Here is a 19,700-nt window from a genome sequence, read left to right as displayed (position 1 = left end):
GAATGTGCAATTGTGGCGGGTGGAAAGCCGGACAACCCGCCAGAGCTGCACGAGTTATCCAGGCAACCCGCCACAGCTGCACACCCCAGGGCAGGAGGATGCGATCGCCCGGCAGGTTAGTGGGGGTTCCGCGAGGGATGGATGCTGGGTTGATGGATGCCGGGCTGACCGGGAGTGCCGCTATTCAACTGGATGACCCCGTTCTTCGCCGCGAAGATCACCACCTGCACCCGATCCCGCACTTTCCACTTCGCCATGATGCGACCCAGATGGGTCTTGACGGTGGCTTCTGCGAGGTGCAATTCGCGGGCAGTCTCGGCGTTGGACATGCCCTGCCCGAGCAGCTGGACAATCCTCGTCTCCCGGGGAGTCAACGCTTCGACCGACGACGGGGAGGATGGCGGGAGCTCCTCGGGAATCTCCGGCGCGTCGCGGATCGAGGAGATCAGCGCTTCGGTGACGTTGCGGGAGAGGACGCAGCCGCCGTCGTGCACGGCCCTGATTGCGTCGATGATCTCCTCGGGTTCGGCATCCTTCACCAGATAACCGGAGGCGCCGGCCCTGAGCGCGGGTACCAGATACCGCTCGGAGGAAAAGGTCGTCACCGCGATCACCCGCACCCCGGGGGAGGTTTCGATGATTCTCCGGGTGGCCTCCACCCCATTCATGACAGGCATCTGCATGTCCATGAGGACCACATCGGGTTTGAGGGAGGCGCACTGCTGCACGGCAATATTTCCGTCGGTTGCCTCGCCCACGGTGGTCATGCCGGTGGCCGCGTTGACGAACATCTTCAGTGCCCGCCCCATGAGCGGTTGATCGTCCACCACGAGAACCCGGATTTCTTCCACAATCGTCAGTCTAACGTCGTCACCGTCCGGGCAGTATGCGACAAAAGTAGGAAGTATTCAGCGACGATAGACGTCTGCCGTTCCTCCGGCGAAAAGCCAATGATCAAGGTGGTTGCACTGCTACCGCGTGCAGCATCACAGTATCTGCCAGGGGGAACCATGAAAACTGCAGCTCTTGCTCTTGCTCTGTCACTTGTTTCGGTGAGCACCTCGTCCGGAACGCCGGAACTCGCCCCCACGGTGTCTCCAGCCACTCACCAGGCACAGGACGTACCGGAGTCGGCGTCACCCGATGGGCTCGGCGACAGTATGCGCCGCTACCTGTGTCGTTTCGTTGACTGGTGTTGATTCCGATTCAAAAGTCCTGCTTCTTGTCCGCCCGGCATAAATAAGGGGCGGGAATAGCCCCTCAAGCCGGGGGTGTCGTGGTCATAATAGGTGAATGAAACTCTCGGATGCGCGTCCACGCCCCGTCCGACAGTCCGTGGAACGTGTCGTTGGCCGTGACCGGACCCCCGGAACGGTAGTGGCGCTGCCCGAGAAATTTTGGGATGCACGGCCCATCCCCTCCTTCGTCAAGGTCTTCGTTATCCTTGCGGCTCTGCTCTCCTCAGCCTCGGACCTGTTCCTTATCACTCAGGAACAGTCGTCGCTCACCTCTGCCGCACTCCCCACCCTGATCTGGTCAACCCTGGGTGTGTGCCTTCTTGTGTGGCGGTCCACCTTCAGCGCTGCGGTCTTCATCCCTGCCGGGTTCATTTGCATCGCCACCGGCAACACCACCTACGCGGCCCTGGCCTTCAGCATTATCGGCGGTTTCGTCGCCGCGACCGCCGTCCAACGGTTCTTGGTCAGTTACCTCGCAGTCTTTGGTGTGTGGTGCCTGTTGGTCGCAGTCGCGGTCCCACGCGAAGTGCCCTTCCTGATCGCCTACATCCTGCTTTTCGCCATCGGGTGCACCACCGGCCTCTACTTCCGTCGGGCGGCAGCGAGGGCCGAGCGGCATCAACTCGACCTCCAGCAGCGCGAGGAGCATGAGCAGGAGGCCATCTGCGCCGAACGGCAACGCATCGCCCGGGAGCTGCACGACGTCGTCGCTCATGGCCTGACCATTGTCGCCATGCACGCACGGGTCCTCAACGGCACCGTGACCGACGCTGAACGCAGGGAATCGCAGGACGTCATTGGCGACGCCGCCCGGCAGACCCTCGTGGACCTTCGACGGATGCTCCAGGTGCTTCACGGCCCGGACTGGGATGCCGCGCGATCCGAGGCGGACGACCCGGCCGTGACCCTGGAAGGTCAGCTCCAGAAGGTCGTCGGAACGATGCGGTCGATGGGGATCGCTGTCACCTGCGACGTCCCCGAGCAGTTGCAGTTACCCCGCAGCATCGAACTGGCGTTGATCAGGATCACTCAGGAATCCACCACCAACATCCTCAAGCACGCCGGCACCTCCACCTCCGTGTCCATCTCCATTACCGAGGGCGAGGACGGCGTGGTGCTCGTGGTCAGCAACACCCCACCACGGGATGCGCGCCCCATGAGCCTTCCCGGCTCCGGTATTGGGCTGGTCGGCATGAAGGAAAGGGCCACCCTGTTCGGGGGCACCCTCTTCGTGGGTCCCGACGCCGACGGCTGGACCGTGAGGGCCTCCCTTCCCCACGCCTGAGCCCGGCCACGCGAGGCCGTAGCCCACGTTCCGCGCTTTTTGGCGTGCTCCTTTAGTCGTACAAGGTCAACACGTTTGACCGATACCCCCTGGTGTTCCCCGTTGCGAGGATGAGCCATGAAGGTCGGACGGGCCGACGCACCCGGTGCTTTGCCGGAGGTGTCGGTGATGGTCCGTAAACCTTCCAAAAGGAGGTGAACAACATGCTCTCAACTCTTGGACGCACTGAAGAAAAGCACTTCACCGGCGAGAACGCAGTGGCCCCCGGCGGGTGGTGCTGCTCCTGCTGCTGCTGGTGTTGGGCATCCATTTTCTAGGAACCCACCAGGCAGGTGGTGTGGGTGGTGCCGGACGTTCAGAGGGCGGCACCACCCACACCAAACACCCACCCGCACACTACGAGGAACGGTTACCTCATGACTATCGCGACTATGACAAACGTATCGAAACGCTATCCGGGGATTGATCGCCCAGCCCTGGATGACCTCAACCTGAGTATCAGCCCGGGCAGCATCGTGGTCCTGGTCGGCGCCAACGGCTCCGGCAAGACGACGGCGATGGAAATTCTCTCAGGCCTTCGAGCGGCGGACTCCGGCACCGTGGTCATCAATGGCAAGAAGGTGGTCCCCGGTGGTCTTCACCGGTACGACATCGGGGTCCAGCTGCAGGAAGGCGGACTGCCGCAACGGCTCAAGGTCAAGGAAGCCGTGAGGTCCGTTTCAGCCCTGTACCAGGATCCGGGGCCGGTGGATTCCATCCTGCGCCAGCTGGGCCTGACTGACCGGATGAACCAGATGGTGGACCGCCTTTCCGGAGGCTGGCAGCGCCGGCTGGACATCGCCCTCGCCTGCGTCGGACGGCCGCAACTGCTGATCCTCGACGAACCCTCCAGCGGACTGGATCCGATGGCCCGCGCCGAGCTGTGGGAGTTCCTCCGCAGCCTCCGCTCCCGTGGGACGGCGGTGCTAGCATCCACCCACGACCTGACCGAGGCCGAAGCCTTCGCCGACCGCCTGCTGCTGCTGCACCGGGGAAAGCTGCTTCTGGACGGCACGGTGCCGGAGGTACTGGCCTCCGCCGGCGGCGCCTGGCGCATCCGGCTGACCGAGGCCGGCGACCGGACCTCGCACTTCTTCAGGGACCGCGGCGAACACCCCCTTCGCCAGGGGGAGAACATCAGCGTGGTCGGCGAGCGGCAGCACCTCGAACGGCTCGCGCAGGATATTGACCTGGAACGCTCGGCCGGTGGGCTTACCTATTCGGACCTGCTCAGCGGCCCCATCCGCCTTGAAGACGTCTACGCCTACGCGGCTTACCTCACCTCAACAGCTTCCCCAGCTCAAGGACCGTCATGACCCGCAAACTCACCGACCGGCCCACCCCGAGTGGTCCCGCCGCAGACAACAGCACTCCTCCCGTGGATGGCACCCGTCCCGGAGACAGCCCCAATGCCACCACCGGCCACCGTCCCGGTGATACCGATGGGCTGGGAACGCCCGGACCGCGCGGCATCACCGCCCAGCGGGCCCCCGCCGGTCGGATGCTCTGGGCCTGGCTCCGGCAGGAACTGACGCTGCTGCTCCGTGAACCCGTCGCAGTCTTCTTCTCGCTGGCCTTCCCCCTGGTGATCTATGTCTTCATCGGCATCCCCTACGCGAGCGAGATGTTGCCCAATGGCGCGCGGTTCATCGACGTGATGTTCCCGGCACTGGTGGGAACGGTGGCAGCGAACCTGCTCCTGATGGGGCTGCCCATCTACCTGTCGGAACTGCGCATGCGGTCAGTGATCCGGCGCTACCGGGTCCTCCCGCTGCCCGGCTGGCTGTTCGCGTCCGCCACGCTGCTGTCGATGCTCACCCTTGTGGTCGCGGCGTGCGCCGTCATCACCGGAATCATCGCGGCACAGCACGGACTGCTGCCCGCCGCCGGCAACTGGCGTTTCATCGTTCTGGCGCTGGGCCTGATCGCCTGGCTCAGTGCGCTGGGCTTCCTGCTGGGTACCCTTCCCGTGGGATCGCGCACCATCCAGGCACTGAGCGCCGTCGTCTTCTTCGTCATGTTCTTCGGATCCGGTGCTGCAGCGCCGGTCGACGGCCTGCCCCAACTGCTGCAGGACATCCTCGAGTGGAACCCCCTGAAGCAGTGGTTCGACGTCATGACCGGTGTGTACGCCGGGCTCGAGGTCACCAGCACCCAGTGGCTGCGCCTCTGGGCGGTGCTGCCACTCACGGTGGGAAGTGTCCTGCTCGGGCTGCGCTTCTGGAAACGCGCCTGAACCCACTTCCCTAGCACCCACCAACCAGCCAGGAGGCATCATGAAGCACACCGTCTACAACCACGAAATTCCGTGGGCCCCCGTCGCGCAAAGCCACGAACGCGACGCCGCGCTGCAGGACATGCTCGCCGTCTACAGCCCCTTCGGACAAATCCGCAACGTGTTGACGACCTTTCGTTCGGGCCTCGGCACCGGCGGGTTCCAGGGATCAGCCAGCCCTTTCTCGCTGGACCACACCTTCCGCCGGATGCTGGGCCTCGGCGCCCTGAATGCCGGGCTGGACCGCGACATCTACGGCGGTGGCAAGGGCCTCACCCTGTTCGACTCGGTGGCGTCCTCCCTCGGCGAAGCGATTGAACGCATGCTCGGTTCCTTCTCCTCAATGACCCAACTGGGACCCGAGGACAAGGTGGTGGCGACAGCAGCCCAGATGCAGGACCGGGGCCTGACGTTCGTCAGCCCGGAGGACTACAGCCTGTTCACCGAGGAACAGCTCAGCGCCGAAGGGTTCAGGTGCGAACGATGGACCTGGGACACATCGCTGGCCTGGCACCGCGGAACCAACCTCCTGACCGGGAAGGACCACTGGGTGCCAGCCCAACTGGTGCACCTGTTCTATATTTCCGAACCGGGGGAGGCCCGCATTGGGGCGTCCAGCTCCGGTGGCCTGGCCACCCATGTCAACGACGAGGAAGCGCTCAGCCACGGCCTGCTGGAGGTCCTCGAACGAGACGCCGTGAACCTCTCCTGGTTCTGCAAGGTCCCGTTGACCAAACTGACCGTGGACCGGACCTTCAACGACCCCCGGATCAACAGCTGGCTCGCGGACGCCGAACGTGCCGGCGTCACCATGGATTTCTACCTGCACCAGCTCGACCTTGAGGGCATCTACGTCGTCACCGCAATCACCTGGGATGAGGGCCTGAAGGAAAACGCCTACATGGCCGGCGGCGGCGTGGGGCTGACCATCGATCAGGCGGTGCGCAGCGCCCTCAGCGAAGTGGTCCAGGCCGAGCGGATGGTGCGCACACCGCTGCTGGCCGCCGAATGGGAACTCGCGATGGGCTTTAGCCGGATGTTCGGCATCAACCGGGACGCCAAGCCCCAGGATTTCAAGAACTTCATTCAGGTGGTCCCCTACTACGGCTACCAGGAGAACCAGCCGAAGCTCGACTGGTACTTCAGGGCACCCGACCAGCCGACGGTCCTGCTGTCCGAGCTTCCGGTGGAGAAGCCCGCCAACGAGTACCAGGCCATCCTCGACCTCTTCTCCCGCCACGGGCTGACACCCATCGCCTTCGATCTGACCCCTGAAGGGTTCGACAAGGTCCGGCTGCGGAAGGTCTTCGTCCCCGAGGTGGTTCCCGCCTTCCCGCCGAATCTGCCCATGCTCGGCCACTCCCGTTACCGCCACCTCCGGACGAAGCTCGGTCTCCAGTCCACCGACTGGACCCTGGCTGACATGCCCACCGACCCCCTGCCCTACCCCTAAGGAAGGACACCCCATGGAAACCACCCAGCATGGCCTCACCGAAACCACACCCCGCGCCGTCACCCCGGTCTGGCTCGTGGCGGCCATTGTCGCACTGGGCCTGAAGGCTCCACTGATCGTGATCGGACTCCTCAACCCCGAAGGAATCGCCGGTGTGGTGCCGCCGACGGCGGTTGGCCCGGGCCTGTTCCTCACCCTCGCCTTCCTCGGCTCAAGCATCGTGTTCCTGGCCCTACGGTCCTGGTTCGGCGTGGTCTCCACCGGTGCCTATTGCCTCTACTCGGCTATTGGCGGTGCCCTGCTCCTGACCGAATACCCGTGGTGGGCTGCAGCCATCGTGGCAACCAGCGTCGGCGCGCTCATCTTCACGCTGCTGGCCATCCGGTCCGGCATCTTCTCCGCCCCAACCGCCTCCACCCGCTAAACCCAACAGCTAAGGCCCTATCTAAGTCCACCAAGGAGCAGCCATGACTGACACCATCTCCACCGAAACCCCGCAGGACTCCGCAGGCATCCCGACGGACGCCGATGCGCCCCGACTGATCATCAACCCGGCGGTGGCCATCATTCGATGTTCAGACAACGAGGTATTCGTCCGCCACGGATCGCGGTCGAGCAGCACTCACCGGATTGAAGACACGAAGAATCGGCGGCAGCTCGCCAACTTCACTGAGGCTTTCTCCTCACCCGTCACTGCCGAAGAGGCAGCGACGGCCAGTGGGCTGGATCCGCAGACGGCGGCCGAGTTCACCCGGCATCTGCTGGACGGGAAGGCGCTGATCACTGAGGCTGCCCGCGACTACGGATACCTGGTGGCGGGGATGGGAGTCGACAAGGCTCCGCCGCCCGCCGTCGTCGTCGTGCTCGGCGAAGGCAGGGTGGCCGAGGCGATAGCCCGCCAGCTCGGTGACCTGCTCGCGGCCGAGGTACCGGTGGTGGGTGAGCTGGCCGGGTCGTTCGAGTCCAGCGACCTGGTGGTGGTGGCATCCGACACGCTCAATCCCGGGCTGTTCTACGACGCGGATGAGGCCGCGATGGAGACCGGCACCCCCTGGCAGCTGGTCTATGTGGACGGCGGGGAAGCGATGGTGGGCCCCACCTTCGTGCCGGGAATCACCGTGAGCTACTACGACCTGGACACCATGGACGAGGCCGGCCGCACCATGCGGATGGACTACCAGTTCATGAAGACCGCCGCACCGTCGATACCCGCGACAGCGCAGGTGCCGCTCGCGGTAGCCGATCTGGCCGCGTCCTATGCCTCCTTCGCGGCGCTCCAGCACCTGACCGGGAAGGGCAGTTTCCTGGAGAACCACGTGCTCAGGATCGACGTGGAGCGCCTGCACATCATCCGTGACCGTGTCATTCGCCTGGCGCGCACCCCGCGTGACATCGCCAGCCGCGACGACCTCCGCCACCCCTTCCTCTAACCGAAGTCCGAGGAGCACACCATGACCACACGCCCGGATGACCAGCTGCGCCGCATGCTGGAGCAAACCCTCATCCCGCCGACCACCGTGACCGAGCTTGACCCCGACACCATCGACTCAACGACCAGCCGGGTGGGATCCGTCGCCGGTTCCCTGGCCGAGTCGTACCAGCTGAACTCCCAGCACACGCTGGCCAGCTACACCCGCCTGCCCGACGACGACACCCGGTCCACGGTGCGGAAGTTCTACTTCGAGACCACGCTCAACGCGTTCAACAGGCTCCATGAGCAGGAGACCCGGTGGACGCTGCACGCCAGCGAACTACCGGCACGACTTCAGCAACTGCTCAGCCCGATGTGGAGCAACCCCGCGGTGGTAGATTCCCTGTACGCGCTGGACGTGCTGGTGCTGATCGACGGAGCGCTGTGGCGGTGCGTGCCCGGGGCGCCCGGATTCCTGCTTGAGAAGAGCTGGGAGAGTGCCCACCAGAGCAAACTGCAGGCAGCGGTTCCGGACCAGGATCTGCGGGCCAGCGACGGACTGATCTTCGTGGTGGGGCACCTGGCCCGATCCTCGTACCTCTCCGGGGACCGGGCGGTGCGCAGCGTCGGGCTAACCGCCGGGGTGCTCACCGGGGCGATCTTCGCTGCTGGAGCCCACCCCGCCGTCGCGATCGGCGTGCGGATCATCGAGAACTTCATCGACGCGACAGCGAACCAGGTGCTGGGGTGCGACGGTGTGGAGCGGTCCCTGGTGGCCGTCCTGAACCTGGCAGCGGCACCGCAGCCCGGCCCGCCGCCGTCCGCACCCGCACCAGCAGCATCAGTGCCGGCCTCCCCTCCGACCCCTTCTCCAGTAGCGGCTGAGGCAAAGGCGGACCCGGAGACGGGCGCGGTTCCGGGCTCGCATCAGCCGGGTCCGGTGGCTGGACGAAGCGCCGAGGCGTTGGAGGTGGCCGCGCAGTTCGACGGGCTCACGGCAAGTGACCGGATGGCGGTAAACGAGGCGCTCGCGGCGACAGCCGACGTACTCGAGCTGGGTCTGCCGGCGACGCTGCAGCGGGTGACTCACCGGATCTTCGAACGCTCGGTGCAGGAATTCTTCACCGCTGAGCAGGGCAGCACCCAACTACCTGATGAGCTGGTGCATTTCACGCGGCCGGACGGGGCCGGGATCCCGCTGCCCGAGGTGTCCGACGTCCCGGAGGCAACCCTGGCCGAAGCACTGCAACTGCGCCGCTCGGTCCGCAGTTACGAAAACATCCCCATGGAACTCGACGAACTGGCCGGGCTGCTCCGTCTCGCGGCAGGGAGCACCGGGACGGAGGACGGTTACGGGGTCCGGGGCATGCCCAAGTTCCCCTACCCGAGCATCGGCGGCCTGGACAGTAACGAACTCGGGCTGATCATCAGCCGGGTCGAGGGCGTTGTCCCGGGGTACTACGGCTACGACAAGGTGGGGCACGCGCTGGTCCCACGCCTCAGGGGAGATCTGCGCCTGTCCCTGGTGACCGCCACCTTCGAATCGGAGTGGCTGTTCTACGCTCCGGTGGTGCTGGCTCTGGTGAACGACCAGAAGAAGGTGAACTGGAAGTACAAGACCCGCGGGTACCGGATCTCCCACCTGGACCAGGGTGCGCTTATGCAGAACCTGGGACTGGTGGCGGCGGCGCTCGGGCTCGGCTCCTGTGCCGTGGCCGGCTACTTCGATGAGGTGTTGAACCGGATTCTCGGCTACGAGGGCCAGGACGCGTTCGTTGCAGCGCTGATGGCCGTCGGGCGCCCCAACAGGTTGAGTCACGGCGGTTGAGATGAGCCAGGTGCTGGCGGTTGCACTGGGGGTCTTTGTTGCGGTTGCCCTGAGCGTGGCGGCCTGCAGCATCCGGCCGGCGTGGCGCCGCCACATTGTGGTGGCAGCGCCGGTGACGCTGGGATTGGCGAGTCTGGTGGGCGCCTGGCTGCTGCTCTCCGACGTGGCCCTGATTAGTGGCGCCGGCGGTACCTCCCTCGCGGTCGCCTGGACTCTGGGAGGGGCCGCAGCCAATCCCTGGGTGACCGCCGGTGTGCTGGTGGCCTGTGGGTTGGCTGCCCGCGCAGCGTTCCGCGCCGAGTCGCTGATCCTGCGGTGGGTCAACCGCATGAAGAAGCCACGCAGCGGCGCGCTGCCCGCCGAACTGTTGGCGTTGAATCTCCCGGAGCGGGCCGAGACGATGAGCGAGGTCGGCCGGACCGCTGCCCGGCCGGGACGCTACTGGTCGGTGTCGCTGCTGGCCGTCGCCGGGGAGGAGTCGCTGTTCCGTGTCGCCATGCCCGTGGTGCTGGTGCTGCTGGGGTTCCCGGTCTGGGTGGCCATTGTGGTGCCCGCGGCACTGTACGCGGTGAACCACATCGGGTTCGGCCTGGCCTCGGTGCTGGGGAAGTTGCTCTTCGGCGTCGTCCTGGGCTGCGGGGCCTGGGCGGCCGGCGCGTTGTTTGTGTCGGCTCCGATCCACCTGCTCTACCAAAGTTGGGTCCGCCGCCAGTTCGTCAGCCGGAAGCCCGGCCGTCCAGCCAGAATCAAGGAGACAGTCGAATGAATCCCCTTCACGGCACCCGCGAGCACGGCGGAATGGTGCCGGGTGCCCACGCCACAACACCGCTCGCCATCGACGCCTCGGTGGGAATCGGGGGGTACCGGAATTCCCTCACCGACCCGCTGGAACGGGCGACCGTTGCCATTCTCGGCTTCTGGGCTGAGCATGGGCTGACAGGGGTCCGCATCGAGAGTTCCACCTGGGAGGAACTTGCGCTGCTGCGCGGACTGGTCGCACGCCGGGACCCCGGCGAGCGGCCCCTTCCCCGGATCACCGGCGGGGGACCCACACTGGTTGACGCTTCACCCCGGTCGGAACGGGACTACTGGGTGGGCGATCCGGCATCGATAGCGGCAGCAGTCGACACCGCGGTGGCGCATCACACCGGATGGGTCAACGTGCGGGTCAGCAGCACGGCGGCGGTACATGACATCCTCACGGCCGCCCACGCCCGGGGACAGCGGGTGTGCTACCGCGGCCCCTGGCACGGAACCGAGGACCTGCTCCCCGGCGACCACATCCCCTCGGTGGCTGACCTGCTCCGTGAAGGCGACGAGGGAGCGGTCGGGATTCTGCACCGCTGGGCCGACGACGCATCGCCCGGCGTCGGCCGGGGCCAGGAGTTGCACGACCGCGGTGTCACAGTGGGCACCGAGCTCTTGGCGCTACGGCGCTCGGTGTTCCTGCGGGAGGCGCTGGAGGCGCCATTCCTGGAGGAACTTGAGCCGGTCCTTCCCCACGCCGCGTACGTGCGGCAGATGAAACGGCCTGGCGGGTACCTGGTCGGCAAACGGCAGTTGCGCCAGCACGCGGGCCTGATCGAACCCACCCGGGACGACGCGGTCCGGGCCGAGGACGGCTGGGCCAACCTGCTCACAACGGTGGGCCAGCTGCCCGGGCCGCTGATTCCCGCCACCCGGTCACCCCAGCTGACCTCGCTCCCGGGCTATTCCTGGCGGGAGGAGTGCAGCATCCTGCGGCACGCCGGCATCGTCGATCCACAGCTGCTGGGCGCTGCCCTCTTCGGGCCGCCTGACTGACGGCGCTACCCCTCCCCGCCGAAGGGTTAGATCGGGCGACTCACCGGCGCCCGACCCGCCAGAGCTCACGCTTCGGCGGAAGCGGGGACGTCGTAGCCCAGATCGGGAAGGTAGGTGTTGATGCGGCGGGCCCGTTGCACTTCGTCTTGGCTTAGCTCGGCGACCAGCAGTTCCTCGTCCTGGTCCGCCTGCGCGATGAGGTTTCCGTGCGGTCCAACAATGCAGCTGAGACCGGTGAAATCCGGCGGAGTGTGGTTGGCGTAGGCAATATAGATGCCGTTCTCCAGCGCCCGACACGGCACCATGATCGTTGAGATCCGCTCGGCGTTGTACGTCTGCTGGGAGGGGAAACCGTCCACATCGCCCGTGTGTGGCACCGCAGTCGGAATCAGGAGCGCGTCGGCGCCGCGTACCGCAGCTGCCCGGGCAAACTCCGGAAATTCGATGTCGTAACAGATGCCCAAGGCCAGGCGAAGGCCTGCGTAGTGGAACACCTCGGCTGGCTCGGACCCCGGCAGGAAGACCGACTTCTCTTCCTCCCCGAACAGATGAGATTTCCGGTAACGCGACAGCTCCGTACCGGCGGGGTCAAAAAAGGAAGCACTGATGTACCGCAGGCCGTCAGCCTCATCAACGCTGGACCCGACGATAGCTATCCCGTGACGCTGGGCAATAGCTGCCAGCCCCCGGCGCACCTCACCGCCATCCAGGGTGTGAATTTTCGCTGGTGCATAACCGGTGGCGAACAGCTCCGGGGTGACGACAACGTCGATCCCCTCCCGGGCGGCCCGGGTGGCCATCTGATCCAACCGCGCCAGATTCTGTTCAATGCTGCCTACCGTTCCGGTAGCTTGCCAGACGCCGATCCGAACCACGATGCCTCCTTCATATAGAAAAGCTTTCGCCAATTCTATTGACACTTCGATGCCTTTGGGTCTCTTATGAACCTGGAAACCGAAACATATTCGATTAGTTGGTAAGGAGACCGTCGTGGCTAGAGATTCCGCCCAGGTACAGCAGGAATTACATCGTCGCATCGAGGAAATCAGGACGGTCGAGGGAGCCGATCCGGCGCGGCGTGCGCTCAGCCGCGCCGACCTGGTCATGTATGTCGGCGCCACCGTTCTGATCAGCCTGCTCGGCGTGCTGGTGATGGTCCTGTGAACCGGCCCAAGGACACCGCAACCGAAGAAATCGAGAATGCCAACACCTTTGGATCCCTTCCCCTGCTGAAATCCGAGCGGGTCTGGAGCGCACTGGACTTCAGCTGGGTGAACGTTGCCCTGGCGATCGCCACCTGGGCCTTCCTGGTGGGCGGGGCGACCGCGTCATTCGTGGGTTTCCAGCAGGGTATTGCGGCGATGATCATCGGCAACGCGATCGGGCTGTGCTTCATGGTGCTCGCCAGCACGGTAGCCAGCCAACGGTACGGCGTCGAACAGTACACGATCCTCCGGCCGGTCTTCGGAGTGGCGGGCGTTGCGGCGCTGGTCTTCACCGTCGTGTTGATCACCGAGATGGGATGGTCCTCGCTGCTGGGCATCATGGTGGGCCGGGCAACGACCCAGGTCGCCGGGGTGGCTACCGGGATGGAGTTCGACGAATACGGGCTGATGGTTACCGCGGGAGCGCTGGTGGCCCTGGCCATCGCCTGGTACATCCTCTCCCGTGGCCCCATCACGATTGGCCGCCTCAACAAATTCATCGCCCCCGGGCTTCTGGTGATTACCGCCCTCCTGATGGTCTTCCTGGTGGTCAATACCTCATAGGCTGACCTGTTGGATGCCGGACCGCTCGCACCCTTCGATGACCCACAGCTGAACTTCATGATCGCCGTCGAATTCAACGTTGCGGTGGGTGTGTCCTGGTATCCGGTGATGGGCTCTTTGGCGCGCATGACCACGTCGCCCAGGGCCGCCATCTGGCCTGCCTACGGGGGACTGCTGATCGCCACCCTGCTCGCGCAGATTGTTGGGATGGGCGCGGCCCTCACCCTGGGGGACTCCGATCCCACAGTCTGGATGATCCCCTTCGGCGGTCCGCTGCTCGGAGCCTTCATCCTGCTGTTTATCTGCTTCGCCAACATCACCAGCATGTCCTCGATCGTCTACTCAACAGTCCTTGCCCTGCGCCAATCCAGTGGCGAGCTGCTCACAGGCCTGCACTGGAAATGGCTGTGCGCAGGGTTCTTCGTATTGCCCGCACTGCTGGCCTTCTTCCCGCAATTTATGTACGAGCGTTTTGTCCTGTTTGTCACGCTCAGCGGTGCATTCCTCGCCTCCATGTGCGGTGCGATTATTGTTGACTATTTCATTTTGCGTAAGCAGCACATCGATCTGTCCGAGCTATACGCACCGGGAGACCGGAGCGCCTATCACCTGCCGGGCGGGGTCAACTGGGCGGGGATCGCGGCCGTGCTTGCCGGCGCCGCGTTCTACCTGTGGATCTACAACCCCGTCACGCTTGCAACCCAGCCAATCTTCAACATCATCTCCGCTTCCCTGCCCGCCGCCGTTCTCGGCGGGATCGTGTACTGGATTCTGGCCGTGGTGCTGTACAGGAATCGCGGCGTCGGCGGATTCCAGCTGGCCGCATCCCACAAGCAGAAAGAGCCACGTTCATGAGCATCAGTTCACGCGCTGCAGTGCACCGCGGCGGACCTTCGTTGGAGATCACGCAGGTCGAGGTCGCTGCGCCCGGGCCAGGGAGCGTCCTGATCCGGCTGGGAGCCTCAGGGGTGTGCGGTTCCGATCGACATGTGCTCGACGGCGAGTGGGAGATGCCTTCCCCCACGGTAATGGGCCACGAGGGCGCGGGAGTGGTGGAGGCGATCGGCGAGGGTGTCGAGGACGTGGCAGTCGGGGACCATGTGGTCCTCAGTTGGTTCTACCCCTGACGGCGCTGCACTGCCTGCCTTTCCGGCCGGGCCTTCGTCTGTACCGGAAGCCGCTCCGAGGAATGCGTCCTCCCGGATGGCAGCACGCCACTGTCGGAGAACGGAACACCCGTGTACCCCTACCTTGCGGTCGGGTCCATGAGCGAATACACGGTGGTCCCCGAATCAGCGGCTGTGAAGATACCGTCGGACGTGCCGTTTGATGTTGCCTCACTCCTCGGCTGCTCGGTGTCTACCGGTGTGGGGGCAGTCGTCAACGATGCGATGGTCGCGCCGGGCAGGTCGGCCGTCGTCGTCGGGACCGGCGGAGTGGGATTGTCGATCATCATGGGCCTGAATCTGGTGGGAGCGTACCCGATCATTGCCGTCGACCTCAGTGAGGAAAAGCTGGCAATAGCCCGGCGCTTTGGGGCCACGCACTCAGTGATCTCCGGGCCTGACAGCCAGGAGCAGATCCGGAGCATCACCGGGGGTGGAGCTGATTACGCGTTCGAGGCGATCGGACGCAAGGACACCATCGAGTCGTTGCCGGGCCTGTTGGTGCGCGGCGGCACCGCAGTCCTCGTGGGCCTGCCACCGGCCGACCAGACCATCAACTTCGATGGGCTGGCACTGGCCGAGGGCGGGATCAGGATCGTCGGATCCAACTACGGTTCAACAGTTCCCGGCCGGGACTTTCCGCGGTTGGCCGCGCTATACTTGGCGGGCAAACTTCCGGTGGATGAGCTGATCTCGGATCGGATCCGCCTCGATGATGTCAACGAGGCCTTCGAGGCGATGCGCCGTGGCGAGCGGGCCCGCAGTGTCATAGTGTTTTAGCTCTCCGCAACCACTAAGGAACTCCATGGCCAGGCCAACTACCCAGATCCTCACGCCTGGCAAAATTTTCCGGGCGGCCCTTGAACGGTTCGACGAGCGGCAGGAATTTTCCATCCCGCAACTCGCCAAACGGCTGGGCGTGAGTCCGTCCTCCCTTTACCACCATGTGAAGGGAGGACGGACCGAGATTATCGAGGGGATCCGTTCCCTCATCAGTCAGGACGCCCATGACCGTGGGGATTTCCCGCCGGGGGATGGCAGCTGGCAGGAGCAGACGCGCCGCTGGGCGATCAACTACCGTTACGCGCTCGGGCTTCACCCGATGGCTATTCCGGCCCTCGTGGGTGAATCGGTCGACGACGCGCCCACCCTCGAGATCTACGAAACGTTGGCGCAGATCCTTGAGTCGGCAGGATTCCGGGACGACCGGCTCCTGGACGCTCTTTCCCTCATCGATCTGCTGGTTCTCGGCTCAGCGATCGACGCGGGATCCCCCGAACCGCCGTGGGAGCCGTCGGAGACCGACTATCCCTCCCTGTCCCGGGCGCTGGCGGCTCAAACCGGTGCCCGGCGACAGGACAGGGCCTTCACGCTTGGTCTTGACGCGGCCATCGCCGAACTGGACCGCCAGTTGACCACTCACCCCTCCCCGCCGAAGAGTTAGATCGGGCGACTCATCGGCGCTCTCACTTGCCCGAACCCAATGGGTGCCGACAGCAGGGATGTGATCGTCATGGAGGGGTTTCTCCTTCTGGGAGTTCGGCGGCGTCCCGCGCAGGTTTGGCGCAGGTTCTTCAAAGTAAGGCGCCTTCGCATCTAGGCGGGGTTACAATGGAAAAACCGGCGCGAAGGTGTCAAACGTGAAGAACAACAACACTGATTAAGCATATCGGTCGGGCTGGGCGGGTCTGTGCGAACCTCTGACACCCCACATGTTGGTCTCTCATTCACTACTCTTCTTTGTCGGCTTCGATTTTTCGTCAGCCGGTTTCACAGAGCAGGTCACCCTGCACTTAGCGACATCCTGGCCTGAACTGTCGTCCAAGATTCATCCGTATGCCCCGGTCGTTCCGGCACTCTCGCCGTGGAAGCACCTCGCTGTTCGAAGAAATCGGACGCGCGGGACTTCAGACTTCCACCGATTCATCCGAAAGCGAATTGCCCACATGCTCGACCCCGCAAGTGATTCATCCCCCGCCTTTTCTTCGGACACTCAGTCCACCCAGGAATACACCGACTTCATGGCCGGGCACAGTGCCCGGTCTTATGTGCTTGCCCTCGAGGACGTCCGTCGTGGTATCAGTGACCAGCCCACCCGGGCTGCGGCCGAGGCCGGACTGGCCCACCTGATGAGCCACGACCCCCTGACCGGGCTGGTCAACCGGCCCGGATTCCTTTCCGATCTGTGGGTCCTGCTCGCGGAAAGTAGCGCTAACCAGTCGTCGGTGGGTGTCCTGATTCTCGATATTGACCACTTCATGGCGGTCAATGAGGGCCTGGGCGTCGCTGCCGGCGACGAGGTGCTCCGCATCGCGGCATGGCGGCTCGGTTCAACTGTGAGCAACACTGCGGTTGTCGCGCGTCTCGATGGTGACGAGTTCGCAGTAGTCGACACCTATGCCGACACGGCGGCGGCGTGTCAGGTGGCGGCCTCGCTGCTCGCCGCACTGAACGCGCCAATGATCATCGGCGACTCCACGCTCGATCTTTCGGCCAGTATCGGCTTCGCGATGGCTGGCCCCGGCGATACCGCCGACGGCGTGCTGGGCAGGGCCACCACAGCGGTGAACCGGGCGAAGAAGCTTGGCCGCAACCGGTTCGAAGTTGAACTTGCCAGCACCAAGGATCCAACGGATGGTCGGCTCAGGCGCCGAAGTGAACTGCGGCAGGCAATTGACGACGACGAGCTGCTGCTCTTCTACCAGCCCCAAATCGACCTGGCCAACGGGCAGATGAGCGGTTTCGAAGCACTGGTCCGCTGGGATCATCCGGACCGGGGACTGCTTGACCCGGCAGCCTTCATCGATTTCGCTGAGGAGTCAGGGCTTATCCTGCCGCTGGGCGCGTGGGTCATCAACGCCGCAGTGGCGCAGCAGGCTGACTGGCACCGCTCCTCACCCGGCCGGGCGACGGTACGCATGTCAGTGAACATCTCGGCCATCCAGTTGAACGACCCCCATCTGGCGGACATCGTCACCTCGGCCCTGGAACGCCACAAGGTGGCCGCAGGACTGCTCACTCTTGAGATCACCGAGACGGCGCTGACGGTTGACCCAGAAAGTGCGCTCCGAACCCTCAATATGCTCAGCGCGTTGGGCGTCAGGTTGTCCATTGATGACTTCGGCACCGGCCACTCCAGCCTGGTCTACCTGCGGCGCTTCCCCATCGATGAGCTCAAGATTGACCGCTCGTTCATCGCCGGTCTCACCTCGGATACCAAGGACCACGCGATCGTGACCTCCTGCATCCAGCTTGCCCACGCCACGAACATGTCTGCAGTGGCCGAGGGCGTCGAAACGGCCGACCAGTTGGAAGCCCTGCTGGAGCTCGGCTGCGACCTGGCTCAGGGTTACTTCTACACCCGGCCCATGACTGCAGTTGATCTGGAGCCCTGGTTCGTTCCGCGTCCCGACAACCAGATCCTGTCCCGGCAGCAGCTCACCGGCTAGTTACGCCGCAGCATTACCCGCGGTGCAGCATCACCGTCGAGGTGTCGAAGTCCACCGGAGCCGACGTGTGTTCGTGGATGATCTTCCACCTATCGTCGGTGTTCTTGAGCACCCACGTGAGCCGGTTCTGCATTGACCCTTCCTCAGCGCCGTCGGGGCTGAGGTCCCGGTAGGTGATGATGGCGTTCACCATCGCGAGGTCGTCACCCCCGATGATGCTGACATCGTCGAAGCCGACGCCCACCCGCTGGGCGCCCAGAGACGCGAACCAGTCAGCGACCGCCTGCCGCCACGCGGGAGCACCCTCGTAACTCCACACGCCCCACAGGTCGAACAGCCGTACGCCGTCGTCGTACAGGCCGAGCAGTGCATCGACATCCTTGGCGAATACCGCCGCTGCGTAGCGCTCCGTGAATTGATCAACCGTCAGTGAATTCATGGGAGCGAGTGTGGCACATCCGCAGCAGGAGCGGAACGGAAAGCACAGGTTAACCTCCAGGAGCGGCCCCCACTGGGAGGCCGCTCCTGGCGTGGTGTTTCGGTGGACGCCCCGCGCACACCCGGTCGGGTCAGACGAACAGGTACAGGATCCAGACCAGGCCGAAGGCCATGAATCCGATGGCTGTCGCGATGACCGACCAGGTCATCAGGGCCTGCTTGGTGGTCATGCCGAGGAACCGGCTCACCAGCCAGAACCCGGAGTCGTTGACGTGGGAGAACGTGATGGCTCCGGCAACAATCGCCACGACCAGGCAAGCGAGGGCCAGCGGGCTGGTTTCGCCCGAGGCGGCGACGGCAGGTGCCATCAGGCCGGCGGCGGTGGTGCCGGCAACGGTCGCCGAACCCTGGGCGACCCGCATGATGACGGCAATCAGGAACCCGGCGAGGATGAGCGGCAGCCCGATCGCGTCGAGCCCGTCAGCCATCGCGCCGCCGATGCCGGTAGCGGTCAGGACGCCGCCGAACATGCCGCCCGCACCGGTGATGAGGATGATCGAGCAGACGGGTGCCAGCGCGTCATCGACCAGATTCTCCAGCGCGCCGCCCAGCTTCTCGGTACGGCGGCGGATCACCAGCAGGTACATGGCCAGCAGGGTGGAGATCAGCAGGGCAATCGGCGTGTTTCCGATGAACACCAGGACGTTCACCCACAGCGCGTCTTCCGGCAGGGCGCCAGCGGTGCCCAGGGTGTTCAGTCCCGTGTTCATGAAGATCAGGACCAGCGGAAGCAGCAGCACCAACAGGACGGTGCCGAACTTCGGCGGGTTGGGGTTGTCCTTGGGAGGCTCGCCCAGGAGATTGGGTACCGGCATATCGGGGTGCTGCCGGGCGAGAACCAGGGCCAGACGGTAGCCGGCCACATACCAGGTGGGAAGACCCACGAGCAGGGCTACCATCAGGACCAGGCCGACGTCGGCGCCCAGAATTCCGGAGGCGGCAACGGGGCCCGGGTGGGGCGGAACCAGGGCGTGCATCATCAGGAACGCGCCGGTTGCGGGCAGCGCGTACAGCAGCAGTCCGCCGCCCAGGCGCCGTGCAACGGTGTAGATGATCGGCAGCATCACAATGAAACCGGCATCAAGGAAGATGGGGAAGCCGAAGAGCAGCGACGCGACCGAGAGGGCCAAGGGAGCGCGCTTTTCGCCGAATCGCTTCAGCAGGCTGTCCGCGAGGACCTTGGCGCCACCTGAGGTTTCAACGATGCGGCCCAGGACGGCGCCGAAGCCCACGAGGAGCGCAATGTTGCCCAGAGTGGTGCCGAACGGCCCCACCAGAGTGGCCAGGAGCTCGTCGGCGGACACGCCCGCCACCACCGCGGTGATGAGGCTGACGATGATCAGCGCGAAGAAGGCGTGCATCCGCACCTTGATGATCAGGAACAGGAGCACCACGATGGATGCCACCGCGATGCCCAGGAGGGCGGGGATCGGTAACCCGCTGGTCACCGCCTGGGTTGTCATGGGTATTAAGGGCATGTCAAAAC

Annotated in this window: 20 protein-coding genes; 16 read left to right on the top strand and 4 right to left on the bottom strand. The window is 64.8% G+C overall.

The genetic code is table 11. The annotated features are described in order from the left end of the window. Positions 1–116 precede the first annotated feature (116 nt). Positions 117–851: a response regulator transcription factor gene (locus HMI58_RS10605; protein ID WP_318779189.1), complete on the bottom strand. Its 735-nt coding sequence runs from the start codon at positions 849–851 to the stop codon at positions 117–119. Positions 852–1,293: 442 nt separating this feature from the next. On the opposite strand from HMI58_RS10605, the gene HMI58_RS10600 reads away from it, so the two are divergent. The 9 genes from HMI58_RS10600 to HMI58_RS10560 all read left to right on the top strand — a co-directional run bounded on the left by HMI58_RS10600 (position 1,294) and on the right by HMI58_RS10560 (position 11,332). Next, the gene (locus tag HMI58_RS10600) at positions 1,294–2,523 is read left to right on the top strand and encodes a cofactor assembly of complex C subunit B (RefSeq protein WP_171619649.1); all 1,230 of its coding nucleotides are present in this window, start codon (positions 1,294–1,296) and stop codon (positions 2,521–2,523) included. 431 nt (positions 2,524–2,954) lie between these two features. Beyond that, positions 2,955–3,878: an ABC transporter ATP-binding protein gene (locus tag HMI58_RS10595; protein ID WP_205208088.1), complete on the top strand. Its 924-nt coding sequence runs from the start codon at positions 2,955–2,957 to the stop codon at positions 3,876–3,878. Continuing rightward, positions 3,875–4,798 (top strand): ABC transporter permease, encoded by a 924-nt coding sequence (locus HMI58_RS10590; protein WP_205208087.1) that lies wholly within the window; start codon positions 3,875–3,877, stop codon positions 4,796–4,798. The genes HMI58_RS10595 and HMI58_RS10590 overlap by 4 nt, the downstream gene beginning before the upstream one ends. Before the next feature lie 40 nt (positions 4,799–4,838). Beyond that, positions 4,839–6,290, top strand: coding sequence for a YcaO-like family protein (locus tag HMI58_RS10585; RefSeq protein WP_171619644.1), 1,452 nt, complete (start codon positions 4,839–4,841; stop codon positions 6,288–6,290). A 13-nt stretch (positions 6,291–6,303) separates the two neighbouring features. Continuing rightward, the gene (locus HMI58_RS10580; protein WP_171619642.1) at positions 6,304–6,714 is read left to right on the top strand and encodes a hypothetical protein; all 411 of its coding nucleotides are present in this window, start codon (positions 6,304–6,306) and stop codon (positions 6,712–6,714) included. 43 nt (positions 6,715–6,757) lie between these two features. Beyond that, entirely contained in the window at positions 6,758–7,720 is a 963-nt protein-coding gene (locus tag HMI58_RS10575; RefSeq protein ID WP_171619640.1) for a hypothetical protein, read from the top strand. A gap of 21 nt (positions 7,721–7,741) precedes the next feature. Further along, positions 7,742–9,529 carry a SagB/ThcOx family dehydrogenase gene (locus HMI58_RS10570; RefSeq protein ID WP_171619638.1) on the top strand — a complete coding sequence of 596 codons (1,788 nt, stop codon included), beginning with the start codon at positions 7,742–7,744 and terminating at the stop codon, positions 9,527–9,529. A 1-nt stretch (position 9,530) separates the two neighbouring features. Beyond that, on the top strand, positions 9,531–10,295 hold the full coding sequence (locus HMI58_RS10565; protein ID WP_171619636.1) for a CPBP family intramembrane glutamic endopeptidase: 765 nt from the start codon (positions 9,531–9,533) through the stop codon (positions 10,293–10,295). Continuing rightward, positions 10,292–11,332, top strand: a complete 1,041-nt coding sequence (locus HMI58_RS10560; protein WP_171619634.1) for a hypothetical protein — start codon at positions 10,292–10,294, stop codon at positions 11,330–11,332. Before HMI58_RS10565 ends, HMI58_RS10560 begins: the two co-directional genes overlap by 4 nt. A 65-nt stretch (positions 11,333–11,397) precedes the next feature. On the opposite strand, the gene HMI58_RS10555 is transcribed toward HMI58_RS10560, so the two are convergent. Continuing rightward, positions 11,398–12,207: a nitrilase-related carbon-nitrogen hydrolase gene (locus HMI58_RS10555; RefSeq protein WP_171619632.1), complete on the bottom strand. Its 810-nt coding sequence runs from the start codon at positions 12,205–12,207 to the stop codon at positions 11,398–11,400. 115 nt (positions 12,208–12,322) lie between these two features. Between HMI58_RS10555 and HMI58_RS10550 the strand changes: the two genes are divergently transcribed. The 7 genes from HMI58_RS10550 to HMI58_RS10525 all read left to right on the top strand — a co-directional run bounded on the left by HMI58_RS10550 (position 12,323) and on the right by HMI58_RS10525 (position 17,716). Beyond that, positions 12,323–12,496, top strand: coding sequence for a hypothetical protein (locus HMI58_RS10550; RefSeq protein ID WP_171584477.1), 174 nt, complete (start codon positions 12,323–12,325; stop codon positions 12,494–12,496). Further along, positions 12,493–13,101, top strand: a complete 609-nt coding sequence (locus HMI58_RS10545) for a hypothetical protein (RefSeq protein ID WP_171619630.1) — start codon at positions 12,493–12,495, stop codon at positions 13,099–13,101. Before HMI58_RS10550 ends, HMI58_RS10545 begins: the two co-directional genes overlap by 4 nt. Positions 13,102–13,110: 9 nt before the next feature. Beyond that, positions 13,111–13,956 (top strand): cytosine permease, encoded by an 846-nt coding sequence (locus HMI58_RS10540; RefSeq protein WP_171619628.1) that lies wholly within the window; start codon positions 13,111–13,113, stop codon positions 13,954–13,956. Further along, positions 13,953–14,228, top strand: a complete 276-nt coding sequence (locus tag HMI58_RS14700) for an alcohol dehydrogenase catalytic domain-containing protein (RefSeq protein WP_225668032.1) — start codon at positions 13,953–13,955, stop codon at positions 14,226–14,228. Before HMI58_RS10540 ends, HMI58_RS14700 begins: the two co-directional genes overlap by 4 nt. Positions 14,229–14,366: 138 nt before the next feature. Next, positions 14,367–15,047: a zinc-binding dehydrogenase gene (locus tag HMI58_RS14695; RefSeq protein ID WP_225668031.1), complete on the top strand. Its 681-nt coding sequence runs from the start codon at positions 14,367–14,369 to the stop codon at positions 15,045–15,047. 25 nt (positions 15,048–15,072) lie between these two features. Beyond that, on the top strand, positions 15,073–15,711 hold the full coding sequence (locus HMI58_RS10530; RefSeq protein ID WP_171619626.1) for a TetR/AcrR family transcriptional regulator C-terminal domain-containing protein: 639 nt from the start codon (positions 15,073–15,075) through the stop codon (positions 15,709–15,711). Between the two features lie 577 nt (positions 15,712–16,288). Beyond that, positions 16,289–17,716, top strand: a complete 1,428-nt coding sequence (locus HMI58_RS10525; protein WP_171619624.1) for a bifunctional diguanylate cyclase/phosphodiesterase — start codon at positions 16,289–16,291, stop codon at positions 17,714–17,716. Positions 17,717–17,729: 13 nt separating this feature from the next. Here the strand turns inward: HMI58_RS10525 and HMI58_RS10520 are convergent, their stop codons facing one another. Together HMI58_RS10520 and HMI58_RS10515 are read right to left on the bottom strand one after the other, a co-directional pair. After that, on the bottom strand, positions 17,730–18,155 hold the full coding sequence (locus HMI58_RS10520) for a nuclear transport factor 2 family protein (RefSeq protein ID WP_171619622.1): 426 nt from the start codon (positions 18,153–18,155) through the stop codon (positions 17,730–17,732). Between the two features lie 130 nt (positions 18,156–18,285). Then, positions 18,286–19,692, bottom strand: coding sequence for a gluconate:H+ symporter (locus HMI58_RS10515; RefSeq protein WP_225668030.1), 1,407 nt, complete (start codon positions 19,690–19,692; stop codon positions 18,286–18,288). Between the last annotated feature and the right edge of the window lie 8 nt (positions 19,693–19,700).

It is taken from the genome of Arthrobacter sp. 147(2020) (assembly GCF_013116715.1).
Taxonomy (GTDB): domain Bacteria; phylum Actinomycetota; class Actinomycetes; order Actinomycetales; family Micrococcaceae; genus Arthrobacter_D.
Note: the sequence above shows the minus strand (reverse complement) of the source record. Positions and strands in the feature narration are given on the sequence as shown.